This is a genomic window from Legionella lytica (genome assembly GCF_023921225.1).
GTDB classification, from domain to species: Bacteria; Pseudomonadota; Gammaproteobacteria; order Legionellales; family Legionellaceae; genus Legionella; species Legionella lytica.
The window spans coordinates 1,021,873-1,040,540 of sequence record NZ_CP071527.1; the positions used below are offsets into that span (position 1 = coordinate 1,021,873).

Consider the following 18,668-nt stretch of genomic DNA (forward strand, 5'->3'; position numbering starts at 1 on the left):
ATACGGGTTACATACACTTAGATCTTAATAATCAGCGTGTCCTGGTGTACGAGGGAATGGAATTACATCACGCACGTTCGCTAAACCAGTTACATAGCTAACTAAGCGCTCAAAACCTAAGCCAAAGCCAGCATGGGGAACGCTGCCATAACGGCGTAGATCTCGGTACCACTGATAGCTTTCTTTATTGAGGTTACACTCTTCAAGACGTCGGTCAAAAATCTCTAGACGGTCTTCACGTTGACTTCCACCAATAATTTCCCCGATTCCAGGAGCTAACACATCCATTGCGGCAACTGTTTTACCGTCATCATTAAGGCGCATGTAGAAGCTTTTTATTTCTTGTGGGTAGTTGGTCAAAATTACTGGCTTTTTGCAGTGAACTTCAGCTAAATAGCGCTCATGCTCAGATTGCAAATCAAGCCCCCAACTGACTGGGAACTCAAATTTCTGTCCTGAGTTTTCTAGAACTTTAATTGCATCCGTATAAGTCATTACTTCGAAATCAGAGTTAACGATGTGCTCAAGACGTTCTATGCATCCAGGGGACACGAATTGGTTGAAAAACTCCATATCATCAAGACGCTCATCCAATACCACTTTGCATAAATAGCGCAGCATATTTTGACTTAGATCACAAATATCATGAAGGGTTGCAAAAGCGACTTCAGGCTCAATCATCCAAAACTCAGCTAAGTGACGGCTGGTGTTGGAGTTTTCCGCGCGGAAGGTTGGGCCAAAGGTATATACTTTCGACATTGCTAAGCAATATGCTTCCAAGTTCAATTGCCCTGATACGGTTAAGAACGACTCTTTACCAAAGAAATCTTTGCTGTAATCAATCTGACCTTGAGCGTTTTTAGGTGGATTTACTAAGTCTAAAGTCGATACACGGAACATTTCTCCCGCGCCTTCACAATCGCTTGAGGTAATAATGGGGGTATGAATCCAAAAATAGCCTTGTTCATGGAAAAAGCGATGCACTGCCTGGGACAAGCAATGACGAATACGTGTCACAGCACTAATGGTATTGGTACGAGGGCGTAAGTGAGCTACTTCACGCAAGAATTCCAGAGTATGACGTTTGGCCTGAATAGGATAAGTATCTGGGTTTTCGACCCAGCCAACAACAGTAATATGCTCAGCTTGAATTTCAAAGGATTGACCTTTACCTTGAGAGGCAACTAATTTTCCGCGAGCAATGATGGAGCAACCCGCATTAAGTTTGGTAATTTCATCCTGATAATTTGACAGCGCATCAGTAGCTACAATTTGAATCGGCGCAAAACAAGAGCCATCATGTAAGCTAATGAAGGATAAACCTGCTTTTGAATCGCGACGGGTTTTAACCCAACCTCTTACAGTAACTTGCTCATCTACGTTGACTGCACCATCTAAACATTCTTTGATGGTAAAAACTTCTGCCATTTTTTATTCCTGTAATTGAACATAATATGCGATGATACACTAAATAAAATCGGTGAGGGAGCATTATGAAGCAAAGAGTTTTATTTGCCTTATTATTTTGTTGCTCGACTTTGGTGCAGGCTAAAGATACTGTATTGAAACTATACAGACCTTATGGTGATGCTACCGGTCAAGTAATGCCAATCGTAAAACAAACTTTAGCAGGGCGCTGTCTGTCCCAATCACGTATTATTGTGCGTGAAGATGCCTGGCGTTGTGAAGCAGAGGGCAGAACTTTTGATCCTTGTTTTGTTAAAGCCGGAACGAATCGCAAAGAGGCTTTATGTCCGCAATCACCTTGGGTTGGAGATAGCGTGCAAATTAATGTCGCTATTCCTTTAAACAATGCGCAAAATGAGACGCTTGATATGTCGCGGACTTATCCTTGGGGAATAGAATTAGTTAACGGTGAACGCTGTTTAGCGGTTTATTCCAGCGAGGTTTATGAAGAAATGCCGGTGCGTTATCGCTGTGCTAATGAAAACCTATTGTTAGGGTATTTGCAGCGTTGCAAAACCACTTGGAGTATGTTGGAAAAAACACCTGAGGGTGTGGTCACGTCCGAGTTAAAGAAGGCGTGGTTTTAAATAGTTTGGTATAAGAACGTAGGCTGGGCTGTTAAGCCCAGCAACATTGTTCTTCCTACACCCGATGCTTGGCTTAACAGCCTAGTCTACGCTTCTTTCGGAGCGGCATCCTGAAAGGCTTTTAATGTTAAACAATGAGCATCAATTTCACGGATTAATGGATAATCATCTAAGGCAAAATTAAAACGCTTCGCATTAAAGACCTGGGGAATAAGACAAAGATCGGCCATTGATGCGTTATCTCCCATACAAAATGGTTGCGTACGCTCGATGGTGTGTAGCTTCGCTTCAAGTGCATCGAATCCCTTTTTTAACCAATGATGATACCATGCGGTAACTTGAGATTCATTGGCATTAAATTCCGCTTTCAACTGATTTAACACCCGTAAATTATTTAATGGGTGCATGTCACAAACGATCATTAATGCCAGCGAACGCACGGTGGCTTTGGCAATGGGCTCGTGGGGCAGTAAGGCTGGGGTTGGGTGAATTTCGTCTAAATACTCAATGATGGCCAGGGATTGATTAATCGTTTCTCCCTCAACTTCCAAACAAGGTACCAGTCCCTGTGGATTGACCCTGCGATATTCGGGGCGATGTTGTTCACCGCCATTATTAACTAAATGCACGCCAATCTTTTCATAATTGATGCCTTTAAAATTCATCGCAATACGTACACGATAGCTAGCGGTAGAACGAAAGTAATCGTAAAGTTTCATCATGATTTTGGCTTACCCCTGCTTCACGGTTTGTTCGATGGCACCAAAAAGACTCTTGCCCTGTTTATCTAGCATTTCAATGCGAATCGTATCTCCAAAATGCATAAATGGAGTTTTTGCTTTGCCTTCCTCGATGATTTCTAACATTCTTTTTTCTGCAATACAGGAAGACCCTTTACTGCGATCCAGATTGGATACGGTTCCTGAACCAATAATGGTTCCGGCACCTAAAGCTCTGGTTTTTGCCGCATGTTGGACTAATTCAGTAAATGAAAAGGTCATGTCGATACCTGCATCAGGCTGGCCAAAGAGTCTGCCATTTAAGTGACTGATAAGAGGTAGGTGTACTCGTTGACCATCCCAAGCATGAGCAAGCTCATCAGGAGTAATGGCTACTGGCGAAAAACTACTTGAAGGTTTGGATTGGAAAAAACCAAAGCCTTTTGCAAGTTCTTCGGGGATTAAATTACGCAAAGAAACATCGTTAACTAACATGAGTAATTTAATATGTTTGCCAGCATCCTCAGCATCGATACCCATTGGTACATCATTGGTAATTACGGCTACTTCTGCTTCAAAATCGATTCCATAGGCTTCATCCGCGGCCAGGATTGGATCTCTAGGCCCAAGGAACGTATCTGAGCCACCTTGATACATCAAGGGGTTCGTCCAAAAATCTTCGGGCATTTCTGCGCCGCGAGCTTTGCGGACTAATTCAACATGATTCACGTAGGCGCTCCCATCAGCCCACTGATACGCACGTGGTAAGGGAGAGGTGCATTGTTGGGGATCGAATGCAAAGGCATCATCCAATCCCTGTTCGTTTAACTGCCCATATATTTTTTGCAATTCAGGTTCAACCTGCTGCCAATGATCCAGAGCATATTGCATATTCGCAGCAATGTGCGGAACGCGTATGGCGTGGGTCAATGCTTGATTGACCACACATAATTCACCATCTCGTGAAGAGGCTGATTTTAACGTCGCTAGTTTCATAAAGATTCCTACTGAACTTCTTTTAAAGTACCACGTTTGATTTGGTCACGTTCAATTGCTTCAAATAACGCCTGAAAGTTCCCTTCCCCAAATCCTTGATTGCCTTTACGTTGAATAATTTCAAAAAATACTGGGCCAAAAATATTTTCAGTAAAGATTTGCAGTAATAAACCATGTTTGGGATCCGTTTCACCATCAATCAATATTTTTTCCTGGTGCAGTTGTTTTACTGGTTCTTGATGCCATGGGAGACGATCTTGCAGCATTTCATAATAGGTGTCTGGAACATCAAGAAATTGAACCCCTTGCTCTCTTAGACTATGCACGGTGTGATAAATATCGTCCGTAGTTAAGGCCATATGTTGTATGCCTTCGCCATGATACTCATGGAGGAACTCTTCAATTTGCGATACGTCATCTTTGGATTCATTGAGAGGAATCTTAATTTTCCCACAGGGGCTACCTAAGGCACGGCTAAGCAAACCAGTCATTTTGCCTTTGATATTAAAATAACGGATTTCCTGGAAATTAAAAATCCGCTCATAGAAATCAGCCCATTTATCCATATTACCGCGAAAGACGTTGTGAGTTAGATGATCAATCAGTAAAAGACCATTGCCCACAGGAGCATCCGATTTATTTGTCCAGTGTTGGGCAAAAGGTTGATGCTGGTCATCAACAAAATAAATTACGCTCCCGCCAATCGCTTGAATTGCTGGTAAGCCATGATGAGCATGCTCACAATCTTCAAAAGCAGTTGCCCCATGTTTAATGGCATGCGCAAAAGCAGCTTTAGCATCACGTACTTTAAATCCCATTGCACAAGCTCCAGGGCCATGAGTGGCTGCATGAACGGCTGCTTGGCTGTGTGTTGTTGCATTGACTATGAATTGAATTTGCCCTTGTTGGAATAAGGCAACGTCTTGATTTTTATGGGTTGCGGTAATTTGAAAGCCCATATCAAGAAATTGTTGATGCAGGCGTTTTTTGTCTGGTCCTGAGAACTCTAAAAAAGCAAAGCCATCTAATCCACATGGGTTCTCATTTGTTTGCATTCGTTATACTCCTTTATAAATTTCCTTATTCGGCTTGGGCTTAAGTTAGCAAACTTAAGCCTATACTAAGTGCACTAAAAACAATCCATCGGCTATGGGGAGCATGCTCGTAAATACCCGCTGGTCATTTTTAATTAAATCATTAAGTTTTTTTATTTCTCGGGTTTGGCCGTTGCTGTCTTGCTCATCGATTACTTTACCATCCCAAAGCACATTATCAATAGCAATGATGCCTTTAGGCTGGATCAGCTTTAATGCCAATTCATAGTATTGAACGTAGTTGGTTTTATCTGCATCAATAAAGATAAAATCAAATTTTTGTTCCCAACCTTCGTCAATGAGTGCATGGAGCGAATCTAGAGCGGGGGCAATACGTAGTTCAATCTTTTGACCTTGCTTCGCTTCTTCCCAAAAAAGATGAGCTTTTTTAGTCCACTGGGCACTAATATCACAGGTGATTAAGCGACCATTCTCAGGCAGAGCTAGAGCCATGGCCAAGGCGCTATAGCCCGTGAATGTACCTAGTTCTAATACATTTTTGGCACCGATGGTGCGTAAGAGAAACTGCATGAATTGCGCTTGTTCTGGCGCAACTTGCATGTTTGCCAGTTCCATTAAGGACGTGTCCTTGCGCAAGCGTTCCAAGGTAGGATGCTCGCGCAATGATTTATCCAAAATGTAGTCATAAAGCTCTGGAGTCAGGCTTAATTGTTTCATTATGCTAACTTCTCTTGAGCCATCGCATCGGCAATTTCATTTGTGGGTACATTTTCTTTTGCTGAACGAGCAAAAATTTCAGTTAAATGTTCACGAATGTTATCGATTTGCTCATTGATTTTACTCTCAGGAGTATGCAGATATTTAGATGCTGCGAAAATTAATCCGCCGGCATTAATTACGTAATCTACTGCTAAGAGGATTCCTTTTTCATGTAATATTTTACCATGATAAGTATGAGCAAGTTGGTTATTTGCTGCACCAGCGACAATGGTCGTTTGCAACTGAGGAATAGTAATATCATTGAGTATTGCACCTAAAGCACAGGGAGCAAATACATCACAAGGAACCTTGTGAATTTCTTCAGTTGTTACAGGTTTAGCACCGAATTCTTTAATTGCTTTTTCTACTGCGGCAGGAGAAATATCAGCAACAGTTAGGGTTGCGCCTAACTCATGTAAATGTTGAGCCAGTAGATAACCCACATGGCCTAAGCCTTGAATGGCAACATGAACACCCTTAAGATTATCTTTGCCTAGCTTATACGCAACAGCTGCTTGGATACCACGTAAAATTCCACGTGCAGTTGAAGGAGATGGATCGCCATCATACTTAGATAAACTAGCAACATGACTGGTATGTTCGCCAATAATGTCCATATCGCTTAAGAGCGTACCACTATCTAGAGCAGTGATATAACGACCATTTAACTCGTTAACAAATTGGCCAAATTTATGCATGTAACCAGCACGGTCAAAGGACCCACGTGGTTTGATAATTACTGATTTACCACCACCTAAAGGTAAATTCACTGAAGCCGCTTTATAACTCATGCCACGAGCAAGGCGCATTGCATCGTTAAGAGCAGCGGCAGTGCTAGGATATTCTATAAAACGACAACCACCTAAAGCAGGGCCTAATTTGGTGTTATGTATGGCAATGATCGCTTTCATGCCGGTTTCCGGGTCTACTTTAAAATGCAAATCACCAAACCCGTGTGCTAGGGCGTATTCAAGAAAATCATCATCAGCTCGTGCTGAGCTGTCAGTGCTTATATTTTCAACAGACATCATTACCTATACTCCTGTGACGAATATTTTTTTGCAAAGTTATAGTCCTATTTAAAAATTAAATCAATGATAATTTGGTTTCTGATGAGTTGCTGGTATAAACTAACTTGAGTTCTACATTTATTAAATTTGGAGAAGATTATGCGACAGGCAGTTGCTAAGGTACTTGCTTTGATGGCAATTACTCCATTTGCTTTTGCAGCAGATGCAGTGTTTCCGCCTCAGATGGTTCTCGATAAGGTTCTTTTTCAAGTTTCGGCAAAGCAATGGGTGACGACTCAATCGGCATTATTGGGCGTTAACATTAATGTTACTTTGTCGAGCGCGGATTTGGTAAAAGCTCGCGCTGACATTATGGAGCGATTAGGTAAGATCGCCGCGGGAGATTGGCATTTAACAGCCTTTGAACGTTCACAGGATAGTTCAGGATTGGAAAAGCTCTATGTTCAAGCCCAGGCTCGGGTGAACCAAACGGCATTAACGGCTATTTATCAAAATGCCAAATCAGTAAGTGTTCCTGGTGCTAAATATGAGATTGCTAATGTGGAGTTTAAGCCTAGCCTGGAAGAGGTTCAGGCCGTTTTGGTTAAAGTGCGCGAGCAATTGTATCAGCAAGTGAATGATGAGCTAGGGCGATTGAACAAGGTATACCCCACACAAAACTACAGTGTGAGCAATTTAGTTTTTGTTTCTGGTGATCGTGCTCCAGTACAACCACTAAGAGCTTATAAAGAAAATACCATGATGGCTGTAGGAGCTGCTGCGCCTATGCCTGAAGTGTCAGTAAGTAATGAGCTTACGTTGACTGCTGTGGTTGAAGCAGCATCAAATCGAAAGCCTTAGAGGTTGAGTTAACGCTTATATATTAAGCCGCGGTAATTCGACCTTCTAAGAGTGATTATTTAAGAATGAGGAGTAAATCTCTTGGTTGTTGAACAAGTTATTGGCCATCGCGGCGCATCGGCATATGCCCCTGAAAACACCTTGGCTGCATTTAACAAAGCATTGGAAATGGGCTGTCGCTTCATTGAATTTGATGTTATGTGCAGCGAGGATGGTGAGCCATTTATATTCCATGATGATAAGTTAAAAAGAACAACTAATGGGCGCGGTGACATCGGGGGGGTTAACGCTGATTATTTAAGTTCTCTAGATGCCGGCTCCTGGTTTTCTCGACAATACAAAGGAGAGCCGATCCCTCATTTTCAAGCGGTTTTGGAATGGTTGGTCAGCTCAGATGTACAGGCGAATATAGAAATTAAACCTTACCCGGGAACTGATGAGCAAACCGCAGTGACGGTGCTGACTCATATCAATCGATACTGGCCGGAAGGAAGAGCTTTACCATTGATTTCCAGCTTTTCCTGGGATGCCTTAGTGATGTGCCGTAATTTAGCGCCAGAAATGCCTTTAGGATTGCTCTTTCACGAATGGGATGAGCAGTGGTTGCAAAAAGCGAAACAATTAGAGTGTTTTTCAATTCATTTTAATCGGAAAATATTAACTGCCGATCGAGTGAACGCCGTTAAAGAGCAAGGATATGTTGTATGTGCTTATACGGTAAACCGTAAACGCCAAGCAAATAAATTATTCAAGTGGGGCGTTGATGCTATTTTTAGTGATTACCCAGATCTTTTAGCATGAATAAATTGCTCATTGGTTTATTGGCATTCTTTTGCACCTTAACCCTGCACGCAAAACCTGTTGAGCTGCTGCTGTGGCATGGTATGGCTGGGCATTTAGGCGATGAGGTTAAGTTGCTTGCTGATGATTTTAATAAGAGTCAAACGCAGTATATTATTAAGCCTGTTTATAAAGGTAATTATGTTGAAACATTAACGAGTTTTGCGGCCGCATTTAGGGCTCATCAACCACCGGCAATCGTACAAATTTTTGAGGTGGGTACGGCAATCATGCATTCAACTCAGGGAGCGATTAAGCCTGTTGATGCCTTAATGCAGGAACAGGGAATGAGTTTGCCTAAAGACGATTTTATTCCTTCAATTCGTGAGTTTTACAGTAAAAATGGAACGTTGCAGGCTTTGCCTTTTAACCTTTCCGTACCGACCATGTACTATAATGCGGATGCTCTGGCTAAAGCGGGGTATAGCCACAGTAATTTTCCTCAGACTTGGGAGGAAATGGAAGTATTAGCCCAAAAGCTTAAAAAGGTTGGTTATGATTGCACCTATACTACGGCTTATCCTGGTTGGGTACTTTTCGAGTCGTTTTTAGCAATTCACGGTCTACCACTAACTCAAGGGAAACCACAGACGGCAGTTTTTAATACGCCTCAATTAGTTAGTCATTTTAAACGTTTGCAGCGCTGGCATTCGCAACGTTATTTTCGTTATGCTGGGCGGGTAGATGATGCCACCATTTTATTTACCAGCAATATTTGTCCATTATTTAGTCAATCCTCTGGAGCTTATAATAGTCTTGCTGCCTTAGTGCCTTTTCGCCTAGGAGTGGCGACCATGCCATTGGATACCCAAATTAGTAAGGTACGGCATGCGAATGTCGCAGGTGGGGCTGCTTTATGGGTTGTAGCTGGGCAAGATGAAGTAAATTATAAGGGAATAGCCCAATTCTTTGCATTTATTGCCCAGCCCCAAAACCAGCAGCGTTGGCATGAGCACACCGGTTATTTGCCCTTAGGCCTACAAGGTCAGTATGCGGATATTGTGAAGGCTAGTCAGCATCCCAATTTGGTATTGGCGCAAGCAGATTTAAACAGCAGCATACAAGAAAAACCACTAAAGTATCTCGGCCCACAAAATCAAATTCGCAGTATTAACGACGAGGTCTTGGAAGCGATGTTTGCTGGTTTAATCAGCCCTGAGGCGGCGGTACATCAAGCATCAGTGCGCGCTAATCACGTATTGTTGCGTTTTGCTCGAAATGTACAGGTGAATGATGATGTCCCCTGTTGTAAGTGGGGCTATTAGTAGTGCCTTTCATATTTTTATGATGATTCTTGGTGTGCTTATTTATTTGACTATTAAAGATGAATAGCTCATGGTTGGGGCGCTGACCCAACAGTAAATTATAGTGTGATTCGATGTCTTGTTGGGTCTGGGGCTGAAACCCATAACTTAATGGTTGCGGGGGATAAGTGGAGGCTCCTCCATTCCTTCTAACACAATCACATCATCTTGATTTTTCTTATAAAAAAACTTTGGTGAACGTATCATTGATGTGGCTTGTTGGGTAAGGGGCTGAGCATCTAATTCAGGAGGTAATATAACTACTGGCAAAGAATGTGGTAGTTGAAAAAAATTACCTTCGTAGTCTGAGGAACTTGCAGTATTATGCGGCTCATCAGACAATAGCTCCAGAGCCATCACATTTTTTTTCACCGCAGGCGATAGCCGGTCCCATAAATGTGTTAGTTGTATATTTGCCTGCTCCATATCAAATTGCTGCACTTCTTCATCAAGATAACTATAACGAAAACCACTAAAAGGGATTTTTAAAGATTCTAAAGTGAGCTGCATTCGTTCTAAGTGTTTCTTTTTATCATCAATCATCGCGACATGGCCAGGAATACATTCCAGCTGAGTAATAATCTCTTTTAATTTTTCACCTTTATCTTTGCCATCACAAAAGATGATACCGCCTTGGCAAGAAGAATGATTATCCGGAATAATACTATTTTGAGAGAAATCTACTCCTACGTCGGCAAGCTGTCTTATCGTTTGTTGACTGATGGAATACCCACGAGCTGTTAATCCAATTACGGGTATCCCAATATCTTGCAGGGCTTTAATGATAAGAACTATATTTGATTCTACAGCAGACGTACGCACAAAATTTTGCACCGCATTATAAACGGAGAGTAGGGCGATTTGATAAATTGTTGGTGCAATATTATGTTGTAGGCAATGCGTAAATAATCCCTCAAACCAGGCATCACCTCCTAAGGACAGGCGAGGTTTCATAACGGTGTTATCTAAATCTAAAACTAACCAGCTGTTAAAATGAACTGTTTTTAAGGCATCACGAAAATGCTTTATTTCTTTAATCGTGTGGGGCATTACTTTTTCTCCAGATAAAAAAGGCGCCAGGTTGTAAACCATGGCGCATGATATAGGATGATTATTTTAAAAAGAAATTGTGACTTGTTTTTGCGGGGGGAGGATCCACATCCATAGATGTTGATTGGAAAAATACATGGCGGCGCGGACCTGTTGGGGCTCGTCGCGGTGGCTTCACTTCCTCAATTGCTATCTCTTCTTCATCGGATTCGATTTCATCCTCTTGAGTTATACTATCAGTGTCCTCATTGCTTGCTTCATACGTAGCACTCTGACTTGACTGATCTGAAAGCTCACTGAGGTCATCAGAGCTAGCCTCAAATTCTTCGCTGTCTATTTCTTCTTCATCGAGATCAGAAGCATCTTTATAACGCTCGCTCATCTCTTGAATTTTTTGCATGTAACTTCGCATACCAGGGGTTATGCCTGCACTAAATAGATCATCCTCATCCTGTTCTGATTCATCCGATGATGACTCGGCAAGTATGCGTCGACTAGGAGTACGCAGGTCCACATGTTTTTTTTCTGGTTTTCCAAGCAAGCCATGAGGAAAAAACTTTTGTGGGACTGGAGAACGCATCAAATTATCTTTTGGTATTGCTACTTCTTCAGCTGAAGCTCTTATGTCTTGAGCTGCAACTAAATCTACAGAGCGATCATGAGAAATATGATGACGTTTTAGTAGCCGAGCATGTTCTTGAGCAGACATATTCGGGATGACAATTTTAGATTTTGAACCGAGAGTAATGACGTGTTGCTCTCCTTGATGTTGCCCCATAGCCAGAAGAACATCATGGATGTTGTTAATTGGTTTACCATTAATCTCTTTAACAATCGCCTGAATATGCTTCTCGTAGCCTTGGGTTTCATTACATTTCAGGATGGTATTGATAACGATTATTTGTTCATTTGGGCTTTTTTTCGGAGCATCAGGCAATGAGCAATTTTCCTCAACTAAATGCATGTCTTCAAAAGCAAACCCTTCTCCGTTCATGTAATTTCGGGTTAAGGGAACAAAGCAAATTCCAGAATTAATATAATAAGTTGGCATTTTGTCGTGTTCTTCAACAGAGACTTTTTCGGTATCACCCAAAATAGTATCTAAAACAACTTCAATATCTAATTCTTCGGTGCGGTTATTTATTTGGTTTTTGCGTAATACCCTCAGCATAACTGTGTCACCAATAAACTTTGACTGAGTTACATGACAAAAATCAATACAATTTCCGATTCCAGGAATATCTACTGTACCTTCATTCGAAATAGGTAAACCATCAATGGCAAGTAAAATATCATCTCTTTTTAATTTACCATAAGCATCAGATAAATTATCAATATTAGTGATACGCACCCCTGTTCTTTTCGCCATTTTGTAGTATGCGCGCTCGTTGGCATTTTCAAGCTCTTCGGTAATCATCGGTATAGTGGGAAAGCCACGATACTCTTTATTGCTTAATACTTCATCGAGGAAATGTTTTATGATTGGCACAGGAATAATATAACTTAACCCTTGATGACCACCATAGCCTTGAAACGCAACACCGACAACCTTGCCATCAGAAAAAACTGGTCCACCGCTGTTCCCAGGATTCACTGCTGCATCAACTTGTGCCTGCAATAAACGTTGGTCGCTCATCGAATAACTATCAACTTGAATACGTGAAACAATTCCTTTGGAGATAGACAGTTCGGTGCCGCCCATTGGATAACCAATAACGGTTATTTTTTGTTGTAATTTAACCATTTCGCCAAATTCAACAGGAACTATAGATGCTTGAAATTCTGGATCAGCAACCGACAATAGGGCTAAGTCACATTGATAGCCTGGAAGGCTACCTACAAGTTTTGCCTCATATTTTTTATGGCTATTACCTAAACGTAATTGCATATAAGTCGCATTCTCAGCTACATGAGCATTGGTCAAAACGTATTTTTTCCCAAAGCGTTCAACAACGAAACCTGAACCTGAGCATGAGGCTGATTTTGGGCCTAACCAAGGATTATCATAATCGGGCACAAAAAACTCAGTAAAAATTTGGGTTACTGATTTGTCATGCTTGTGATTCGTAGGGTATTTGGACTTTTTGGTGCTTGGAGAAGCTGCGGCCTCTTCTTCTGTAACCTCGTCTTCATGCTTTCTTTTTTTGCGATTGCCTTTGCTCGCACTTAAAAGGGGGATTTTTTGCTGCGAGCTTTCAGGACGTGCTTTGGGACGTTTTATCTGGGGAATACTAATCAAATCATCTTCTGTATCAGAGCTATTTGCTAGTTGACGACTGCTGGTAGCGGATTTGGGTTTTGTTTTGGTTACTGAACCGCTGGATTCATCCATCCGCGCCTGGGTTAAAATTGATACGGAAGAACTTGCTTGCTCCTCTTTTTGAGGGCGGTTTCTTGTCGACATTCTTGGCGTTCTTTTTACCACTTGCTCACTGGTTGGAGCGTGATGGTGCAGGATACTATGAGTTATTCCAGTACCTTGAGCTAGATCAGATGCTTTCGGAAACATTGGATATGCCAGGAAAGGATCGATTGATTGAGTCAATTCCACAAAGCGTTCTTTTATTTGAATTTTAACTTTGAAATCAATGTGCTTAATTAATTCTGAATCAAGCAGCATGTCAAATTTAGGTTTGATACTTAATAGTGATTCAGGCGCGTGAAGAGCAAACCATTTAATAATCCGCTCTAAAATCATCATTTGCGTATTAGCCCATTTAGGTCCTGCGCCTAAATTGTCTTTAGTTTGTGGATCGATGCTCATAGGCATTAATGACCAGCCTTTGGCATGTAACCATTCCGGGCGATAGCTATTTTTATGAAAAGCGTCTTTTAGATCCGCAGAAAAAGCACGTTTTAAGCGCTCCTTCATTTCGGGATGGAGTTCATCAACCATGTTGTTAAAGAAGTTTTCATAAGCATCACGAGCTGATTCACCCATAACGGTATTTTGATCAGGATTTCTTGTTTTGTACTGATCCCGTCGTGGTACAGAAGCATGCTCAACCCTTAATGCCTCGCCACCTTTAGTGACTGGTTTGATTTCTTTGAGTTCTTTTTCTAAATCTTTTCTCACAGTTTCAGAAAGATCCGTGCGAAATAAAGGTGTTTGTCTTGTTGAGCCCCAAAAGGGTGGTTTCCCTTCTTGTGGTCCAGGGGAAAAACAAGCTATTTGAATAGGATTTTCATTATCTTGTTCACCAACTGTGCCAGAAATAATGCGTTTAGAATACATAGAGGTGCCTTGTGGCGTATGGGCACGATAACGATGCATTCCATGGAATGGTTCTATTGCTTCGATATCTTCTAATGGGCGGACAGTCGGTGCTTTATCTTTGGTTGAGGAGGGTAGTCCGTACTGCAGTGCAATTGTTTGATGGCCTTGTTCTACAATAACAGCATGTCCTACTTTTTTACTATTTGGTGCATAACGGGCATGCTCATTATCATTCAGAAAAACAAAATCCTCTGCAGTGAAATCAGTGGATGGGCTGCCGGATGGGGGTGGGGTAGCATTATTGTGTGGCTCTTTTATTTTTTGTTTTTTCTTGGTGGTTTCTTCTTGAGAACTGATCGGGGGCTGAGATGCCGTACCAAATTTATCTTTTGGCATAATTAAACTCCTTGTATTAAAAATGCTTACATCATGTAACGACAAGCCGTCTTACTGACGGGCGAATTATTGTTAACAGAAACAAATTTTGGTGTAAAGAGTTTTATTGTTGTATTATTTTAAAGTTAATATAATCAAATAGTTACAAGAAATGCCCATTGATTTGTCAATGGGCTTGGGAAAAAAACATCCTGAGCGTTATTGTGATACAAGCACCGGAGCATTGTTTCAACTTATTGATAAGTTGCAATACTTATTGGCTGAGTGAATAGGTTGTCCTGTCTGTTTTTTGATCATTGGATCTATTTGTTGACGTTTGTTGCATGAACAATAACGTTGGTGCATTAATAGCGGTTGTTACCAATTTGTTTATTCTATTGCTCTTCTCATCTAGAGAAGAAAAATCACGCAAATCGGTTTGAGGCTGATCAAGTGCCTCCCATATCTCATTCATGAGTTGATCATAATTTTTAGTTGATGCCCAATTTTCTGCTTCTAGATCACTCGCGACGCGGTATTTAATTGCATCAAAATGAGTCTTGTCGCCTCCTTTTGTTTGTAATATGTATATCATTTCCGTTACTTCTATACAGTCTTGATAGGTCTTAATTGCTTTAATTTTTTCTACACAATATAGCTCTAAGGCTACAGCCACTTGGGTGGCACTCTTCGTTTCTGTAAGGTATCTCTGACTACAAGGAATCGGGCGGAACTGTGCTAAAAAATTAAAAAATGTTCGTATTCTATTTTCCTCATCCTTCACATTATAAAGTTGCTGAATGAGCTGATTTGCATGTTGAGGGAGTAATGGTTCATCGGGGATGGTGTAATCTGAAAAAGATCGGAGCCGTGCATCAAAAATGGTTTGACATAAAGGGTTTGCAAGTACTTTGGTTAACACACTGAACATTGGTAAAAGCTCTTCGTTGTAAACAAAACTACTAAGATTAAATAATGTGAGTGCACGGCTTAATCCATCTGCAGCAATGGATTGTGAGAAAAGGGTAGGAACAATCTCAATATTTATTCCAGCTTTTAGCATGTTTGTTATAAGTTCAAGATATTCAGCAGCATGGGCGGCATTATCCAAGATACCATTGATTGACTGCTCATTTAATAATTTTAATGCATCAAGTTTCACCAAGAGTTCAGATAGTACTTCTTGTTCTGAATACGTTAATTCGGTAAAAAGGTTTGGATGTTCTTTAAAGCTTTGTGGAAATTTTTTTTGCCAGTTTTTTAACATGATCTATATCCATATGGTGAAAAAATAGTCAAAAGATTAACCTCTCTCTGTATATAGTCAAGAGGGGTTAAAATAAAAAATATTGGAGCTAATTTAAGAATTATATTCATAAATTGTCGGTTGGACCCATGCCCCAACAATGCATCGAGCCGGATCTCAACTTACACCTCATTAAACAATTTCCTAAACCTTATAAAGGTTCTAAGAAACGAGCAAGATTTGGTTTTTGATTTAACCTATATTGATAGACCACATAAAATGCCATCACGTTTTTCAAGTAGTTACGTGTTTCTTGCCAAGGCAATGTTTCAATCCAAACATCAATTTCCTTTGGAGGATGAGTTTTTAACCAATGAACTACTTGTTTCGGACCTGCATTATAGGCTGCTGCCATGAGAATTGGATGATTATCAAATCGTTTGGCCAATTGTTTTAAATAGGCCACGCCAATGTTGATGTTTTTCTCAGATAAAAACAATTGATCCTTATTTTGGTAGGTGATTCTATCTGCTTTAGAAACCACTCCTGCAGTATATGGCATGACCTGCATTAACCCCCGTGCGCCAACAGAGGAGGTGGCATCCTCTCTAAATCCGCTTTCCTGGCGGATAATAGCATAAATAAATTCTGGGGATACTGCATATTTTTTTGAGTATTGTTGGATCGCGGTTTTATAAGCGAGGGGGAATCGCAAGATAAGCTGGTTATTCAACTGATCTGTATTGCTCAGGTACACTGATTTGCCATGCCATTGCAAATTCGTATCAATCCAATAAACCAGAGCGCTCGCTTCGTCCTTTGGCAACTCGCTAATAAAATCATTTAATAAGCGTGATGCAGGTAGGGTGTTTTTGCTTAGATACAGCGTTTTTACCTGATCTAGAAATGCTTGATAGGGTTTTAATACATCCAAGTTTTGCACGGGTGCTTCATTAACAAAGTTTGGAGTTTGTTTAATACGTAAGCTGGCAAGGAAACCATAATATTGTCTGCTCTTTGCTAAAGGCTCATAAATTGCTCGTGCTTCAGCGGTTTTACCCTGTTCTTCCAATGAACGCGCTAACCAATATTGCCAGCAGGGTGTTTCTTTATTTTTAGAGTTATTAATTAAGGTGTTTACCTCTTTCCAGTTTTTACGTTTTAAGGCATAACGTATTTCCCAGTCAAGCAGTGTATCGTTGTAATACTGCGGGGTAACTTTCGCAAACCATTCAGATGTGTCTTCACTGTTGCGCATTGCTTTATACAAAGCAACATGGGCGAGAAATTCTTGCTGTTGTGCTTGGTTTAAAAGTTTCGATGTTTTGTTTTGTTGCCATAATTGCAGCGCTTTATCCATATTGACGGAAACCATACGCTTTAAACCATAAAGGTAAAATTCGCCGTTTAGCCCGCCAGAACTAAGCTTGCTAATCGCGCTTGGGTTTTGTACTACAGTATTTAGGGCTTGAATATCTGCTGGATGTGGGGCTTTGTATTGTTTTAATAAATAACGTGCTAACTGGATATTGCGTCGGTCTAAAGCGAGGGCAATCCGTTGGCTAATTAAATTTTGATCAAAATTCTCATCATGCATTAAGAGATCAAACAAGTTATTACAGGCCGCAGGTCTGGATTCTCCACTAAGCCATACGGGAATTGAATCGTTTAAGGCTTCTTGATGAGCACCTAAGTTGTACTTTGCAATTTGCTCATAACAGACGAGATTTAAATCATTTGATGGTTGATAATATTGATTATAGGTGGTCCAATCTTTCGTTCTGGCTAACTCATAAAGCCAACGTTCGCGTAATTTATTGGAAAGGGGAGTGGTTCCTTTAACAAATTCAAGGAAGATGGGCGTTGGGGTAATTGGTAATTTCTGACTTAAAGTAACATAGGTATTAAAGCGCTCCATATATTCTGCGCCAGTAAGGGCCTGGCTTGTTTGCGCGCTGATAAGTCCATATAGTAAGATGAGTATTTTTTTCATAAATGATCTTTCGTTGGCATTAAATTGTAGTTAATTGTTCACGCATGGTTGCGAGCGTTTTTTTATAGTCATCGCTGTTAAATACGGCAGAACCAGCAACAAACTGATTGGCTCCTGCACGCGCTAAGTCCGCAATGTTTTGGATGCTAACACCGCCATCAACACAGAGATCGAGTTGTGGGTAAGATTGACGGATTTGTGTTATTTTATTAATAATTTCTGGAATCAATTTTTGCCCACCAAATCCAGGATTTACCGTCATAACCAAGACAAAATCTAATTTATGCGCACACCAGGTAAGTACATCAATCGAGGTGGCAGGGTTTAGTACTAGGCCGGCCTCACACCCTAAATCGTGTATTAGTTGTAGGCTGCGATCCAAATGAATGGTGGCATCATGATGGATACTGATTCGTTTTGCTCCCTCTTTAGCAAAAGCTTCGATTAAGGCATCTACAGGTTCAACCATGAGGTGAACATCAATAGGTAAATTGGGGAAACGTTTTAGTAATGCACTACAAAATGCGGGCCCGAAAGTTAGATTGGGGACATAATGATTGTCCATGACATCAAAATGAATAAAGTCGGCCCCGGCTTGCATCACTGCGTCTACCTCTTCGCCAAGACGAGTTAAATCAGCAGAGAGCATGGAGGGTAATATTTGATAAGTCATGTTGTGCTTTTTTAAGTTTGGTAATGGCATATATCATATGCTGTTCTAGGAAAACATTCTATATGGAAACTAGATAAAGTCAGGTTAATCCGAGCTTATATACTTATTTTTGCTAACCGATTAATCGCTCAAAAATTAATCTCAATATTGAGTATTTGCTCAAGATATGGGATAATGCTTACGCATTTCTGCTCGTGTAATTTGAATATTACTGAGACCTAATCATGCTTTTTAGGAAGAATAATATGAGTCAAAATTGGCCTACCAGAGACAGAGATTTAGATACTGCACGTGTAATTATGGAAGAGTATGCTAGTGAGCGAGATAGCAATTCATTAGGGCTTTTTGAAATTGTTGTTGATACTGCGGAAAAGCGCATGAATTTTTGCCTATCCGGATGGGTTCTTAACTTAGCAAAGCATTTTTACCTATTGTATGGGGAGAGTCAGGGGGATTTCGTGACTCGCCAGGTGATTACGCGCTGCATTACCCAGGGTAATACCTTACATTAAAATT

At 40.8% G+C, this 18,668-nt stretch carries 16 protein-coding genes; 5 read left to right on the top strand and 11 right to left on the bottom strand.

The window, feature by feature from the left end:
• Window positions 1–24: 24 nt before the first annotated feature.
• A complete protein-coding gene (gene asnS / locus J2N86_RS04610; RefSeq protein ID WP_252581198.1) occupies window positions 25–1,428 on the bottom strand; it encodes an asparagine--tRNA ligase in 1,404 nt (467 codons plus the stop codon).
• Window positions 1,429–1,493: 65 nt separating this feature from the next.
• On the opposite strand from asnS, the gene J2N86_RS04615 reads away from it, so the two are divergent.
• Window positions 1,494–2,054, top strand: coding sequence for a hypothetical protein (locus J2N86_RS04615; protein ID WP_252581199.1), 561 nt, complete (start codon window positions 1,494–1,496; stop codon window positions 2,052–2,054).
• 86 nt (window positions 2,055–2,140) lie between these two features.
• On the opposite strand, the gene maiA is transcribed toward J2N86_RS04615, so the two are convergent.
• The 5 genes from maiA to J2N86_RS04640 are packed head-to-tail and all read right to left on the bottom strand — an operon-like array spanning window position 2,141 to window position 6,614.
• Window positions 2,141–2,773: a maleylacetoacetate isomerase gene (maiA, locus tag J2N86_RS04620; protein ID WP_252582364.1), complete on the bottom strand. Its 633-nt coding sequence runs from the start codon at window positions 2,771–2,773 to the stop codon at window positions 2,141–2,143.
• A 12-nt stretch (window positions 2,774–2,785) separates the two neighbouring features.
• Window positions 2,786–3,769, bottom strand: a complete 984-nt coding sequence (locus J2N86_RS04625) for a fumarylacetoacetate hydrolase family protein (protein WP_252581200.1) — start codon at window positions 3,767–3,769, stop codon at window positions 2,786–2,788.
• Between the two features lie 8 nt (window positions 3,770–3,777).
• Window positions 3,778–4,824 (bottom strand): 4-hydroxyphenylpyruvate dioxygenase, encoded by a 1,047-nt coding sequence (gene hppD, locus J2N86_RS04630; protein WP_252581201.1) that lies wholly within the window; start codon window positions 4,822–4,824, stop codon window positions 3,778–3,780.
• A gap of 60 nt (window positions 4,825–4,884) precedes the next feature.
• The gene (locus tag J2N86_RS04635) at window positions 4,885–5,541 is read right to left on the bottom strand and encodes an O-methyltransferase (protein WP_252581202.1); all 657 of its coding nucleotides are present in this window, start codon (window positions 5,539–5,541) and stop codon (window positions 4,885–4,887) included.
• Window positions 5,541–6,614 carry a Leu/Phe/Val dehydrogenase gene (locus tag J2N86_RS04640; RefSeq protein WP_252581203.1) on the bottom strand — a complete coding sequence of 358 codons (1,074 nt, stop codon included), beginning with the start codon at window positions 6,612–6,614 and terminating at the stop codon, window positions 5,541–5,543. Before J2N86_RS04640 ends, J2N86_RS04635 begins: the two co-directional genes overlap by 1 nt.
• A 138-nt stretch (window positions 6,615–6,752) precedes the next feature.
• Here J2N86_RS04640 and J2N86_RS04645 point away from each other — a divergent pair, with 138 nt between their 5' ends.
• The 3 genes from J2N86_RS04645 (at window position 6,753) to J2N86_RS04655 (ending at window position 9,559) form a co-directional block, all read left to right on the top strand.
• The gene (locus J2N86_RS04645) at window positions 6,753–7,454 is read left to right on the top strand and encodes a hypothetical protein (protein ID WP_252581204.1); all 702 of its coding nucleotides are present in this window, start codon (window positions 6,753–6,755) and stop codon (window positions 7,452–7,454) included.
• A gap of 81 nt (window positions 7,455–7,535) precedes the next feature.
• Window positions 7,536–8,255 (top strand): glycerophosphodiester phosphodiesterase, encoded by a 720-nt coding sequence (ugpQ, locus tag J2N86_RS04650; RefSeq protein WP_252581205.1) that lies wholly within the window; start codon window positions 7,536–7,538, stop codon window positions 8,253–8,255.
• Entirely contained in the window at window positions 8,252–9,559 is a 1,308-nt protein-coding gene (locus tag J2N86_RS04655) for an extracellular solute-binding protein (protein WP_252581206.1), read from the top strand. The genes ugpQ and J2N86_RS04655 overlap by 4 nt, the downstream gene beginning before the upstream one ends.
• Before the next feature lie 147 nt (window positions 9,560–9,706).
• On the opposite strand, the gene J2N86_RS04660 is transcribed toward J2N86_RS04655, so the two are convergent.
• The 5 genes from J2N86_RS04660 to rpe all read right to left on the bottom strand — a co-directional run bounded on the left by J2N86_RS04660 (window position 9,707) and on the right by rpe (window position 18,152).
• The gene (locus tag J2N86_RS04660; RefSeq protein ID WP_252581207.1) at window positions 9,707–10,648 is read right to left on the bottom strand and encodes a DUF2608 domain-containing protein; all 942 of its coding nucleotides are present in this window, start codon (window positions 10,646–10,648) and stop codon (window positions 9,707–9,709) included.
• 61 nt (window positions 10,649–10,709) lie between these two features.
• Complete coding sequence (locus J2N86_RS04665; protein WP_252581208.1) at window positions 10,710–14,261, bottom strand: S1C family serine protease; 3,552 nt, start codon at window positions 14,259–14,261, stop codon at window positions 10,710–10,712.
• A 253-nt stretch (window positions 14,262–14,514) separates the two neighbouring features.
• Window positions 14,515–15,507, bottom strand: coding sequence for a hypothetical protein (locus J2N86_RS04670; protein ID WP_252581209.1), 993 nt, complete (start codon window positions 15,505–15,507; stop codon window positions 14,515–14,517).
• A 190-nt stretch (window positions 15,508–15,697) separates the two neighbouring features.
• Window positions 15,698–17,479, bottom strand: coding sequence for a transglycosylase SLT domain-containing protein (locus tag J2N86_RS04675; RefSeq protein ID WP_252581210.1), 1,782 nt, complete (start codon window positions 17,477–17,479; stop codon window positions 15,698–15,700).
• 19 nt (window positions 17,480–17,498) lie between these two features.
• The gene (rpe, locus tag J2N86_RS04680; RefSeq protein ID WP_252581211.1) at window positions 17,499–18,152 is read right to left on the bottom strand and encodes a ribulose-phosphate 3-epimerase; all 654 of its coding nucleotides are present in this window, start codon (window positions 18,150–18,152) and stop codon (window positions 17,499–17,501) included.
• Between the two features lie 245 nt (window positions 18,153–18,397).
• On the opposite strand from rpe, the gene J2N86_RS04685 reads away from it, so the two are divergent.
• Window positions 18,398–18,664, top strand: a complete 267-nt coding sequence (locus tag J2N86_RS04685; protein WP_252581212.1) for a hypothetical protein — start codon at window positions 18,398–18,400, stop codon at window positions 18,662–18,664.
• Window positions 18,665–18,668: the final 4 nt, after the last annotated feature.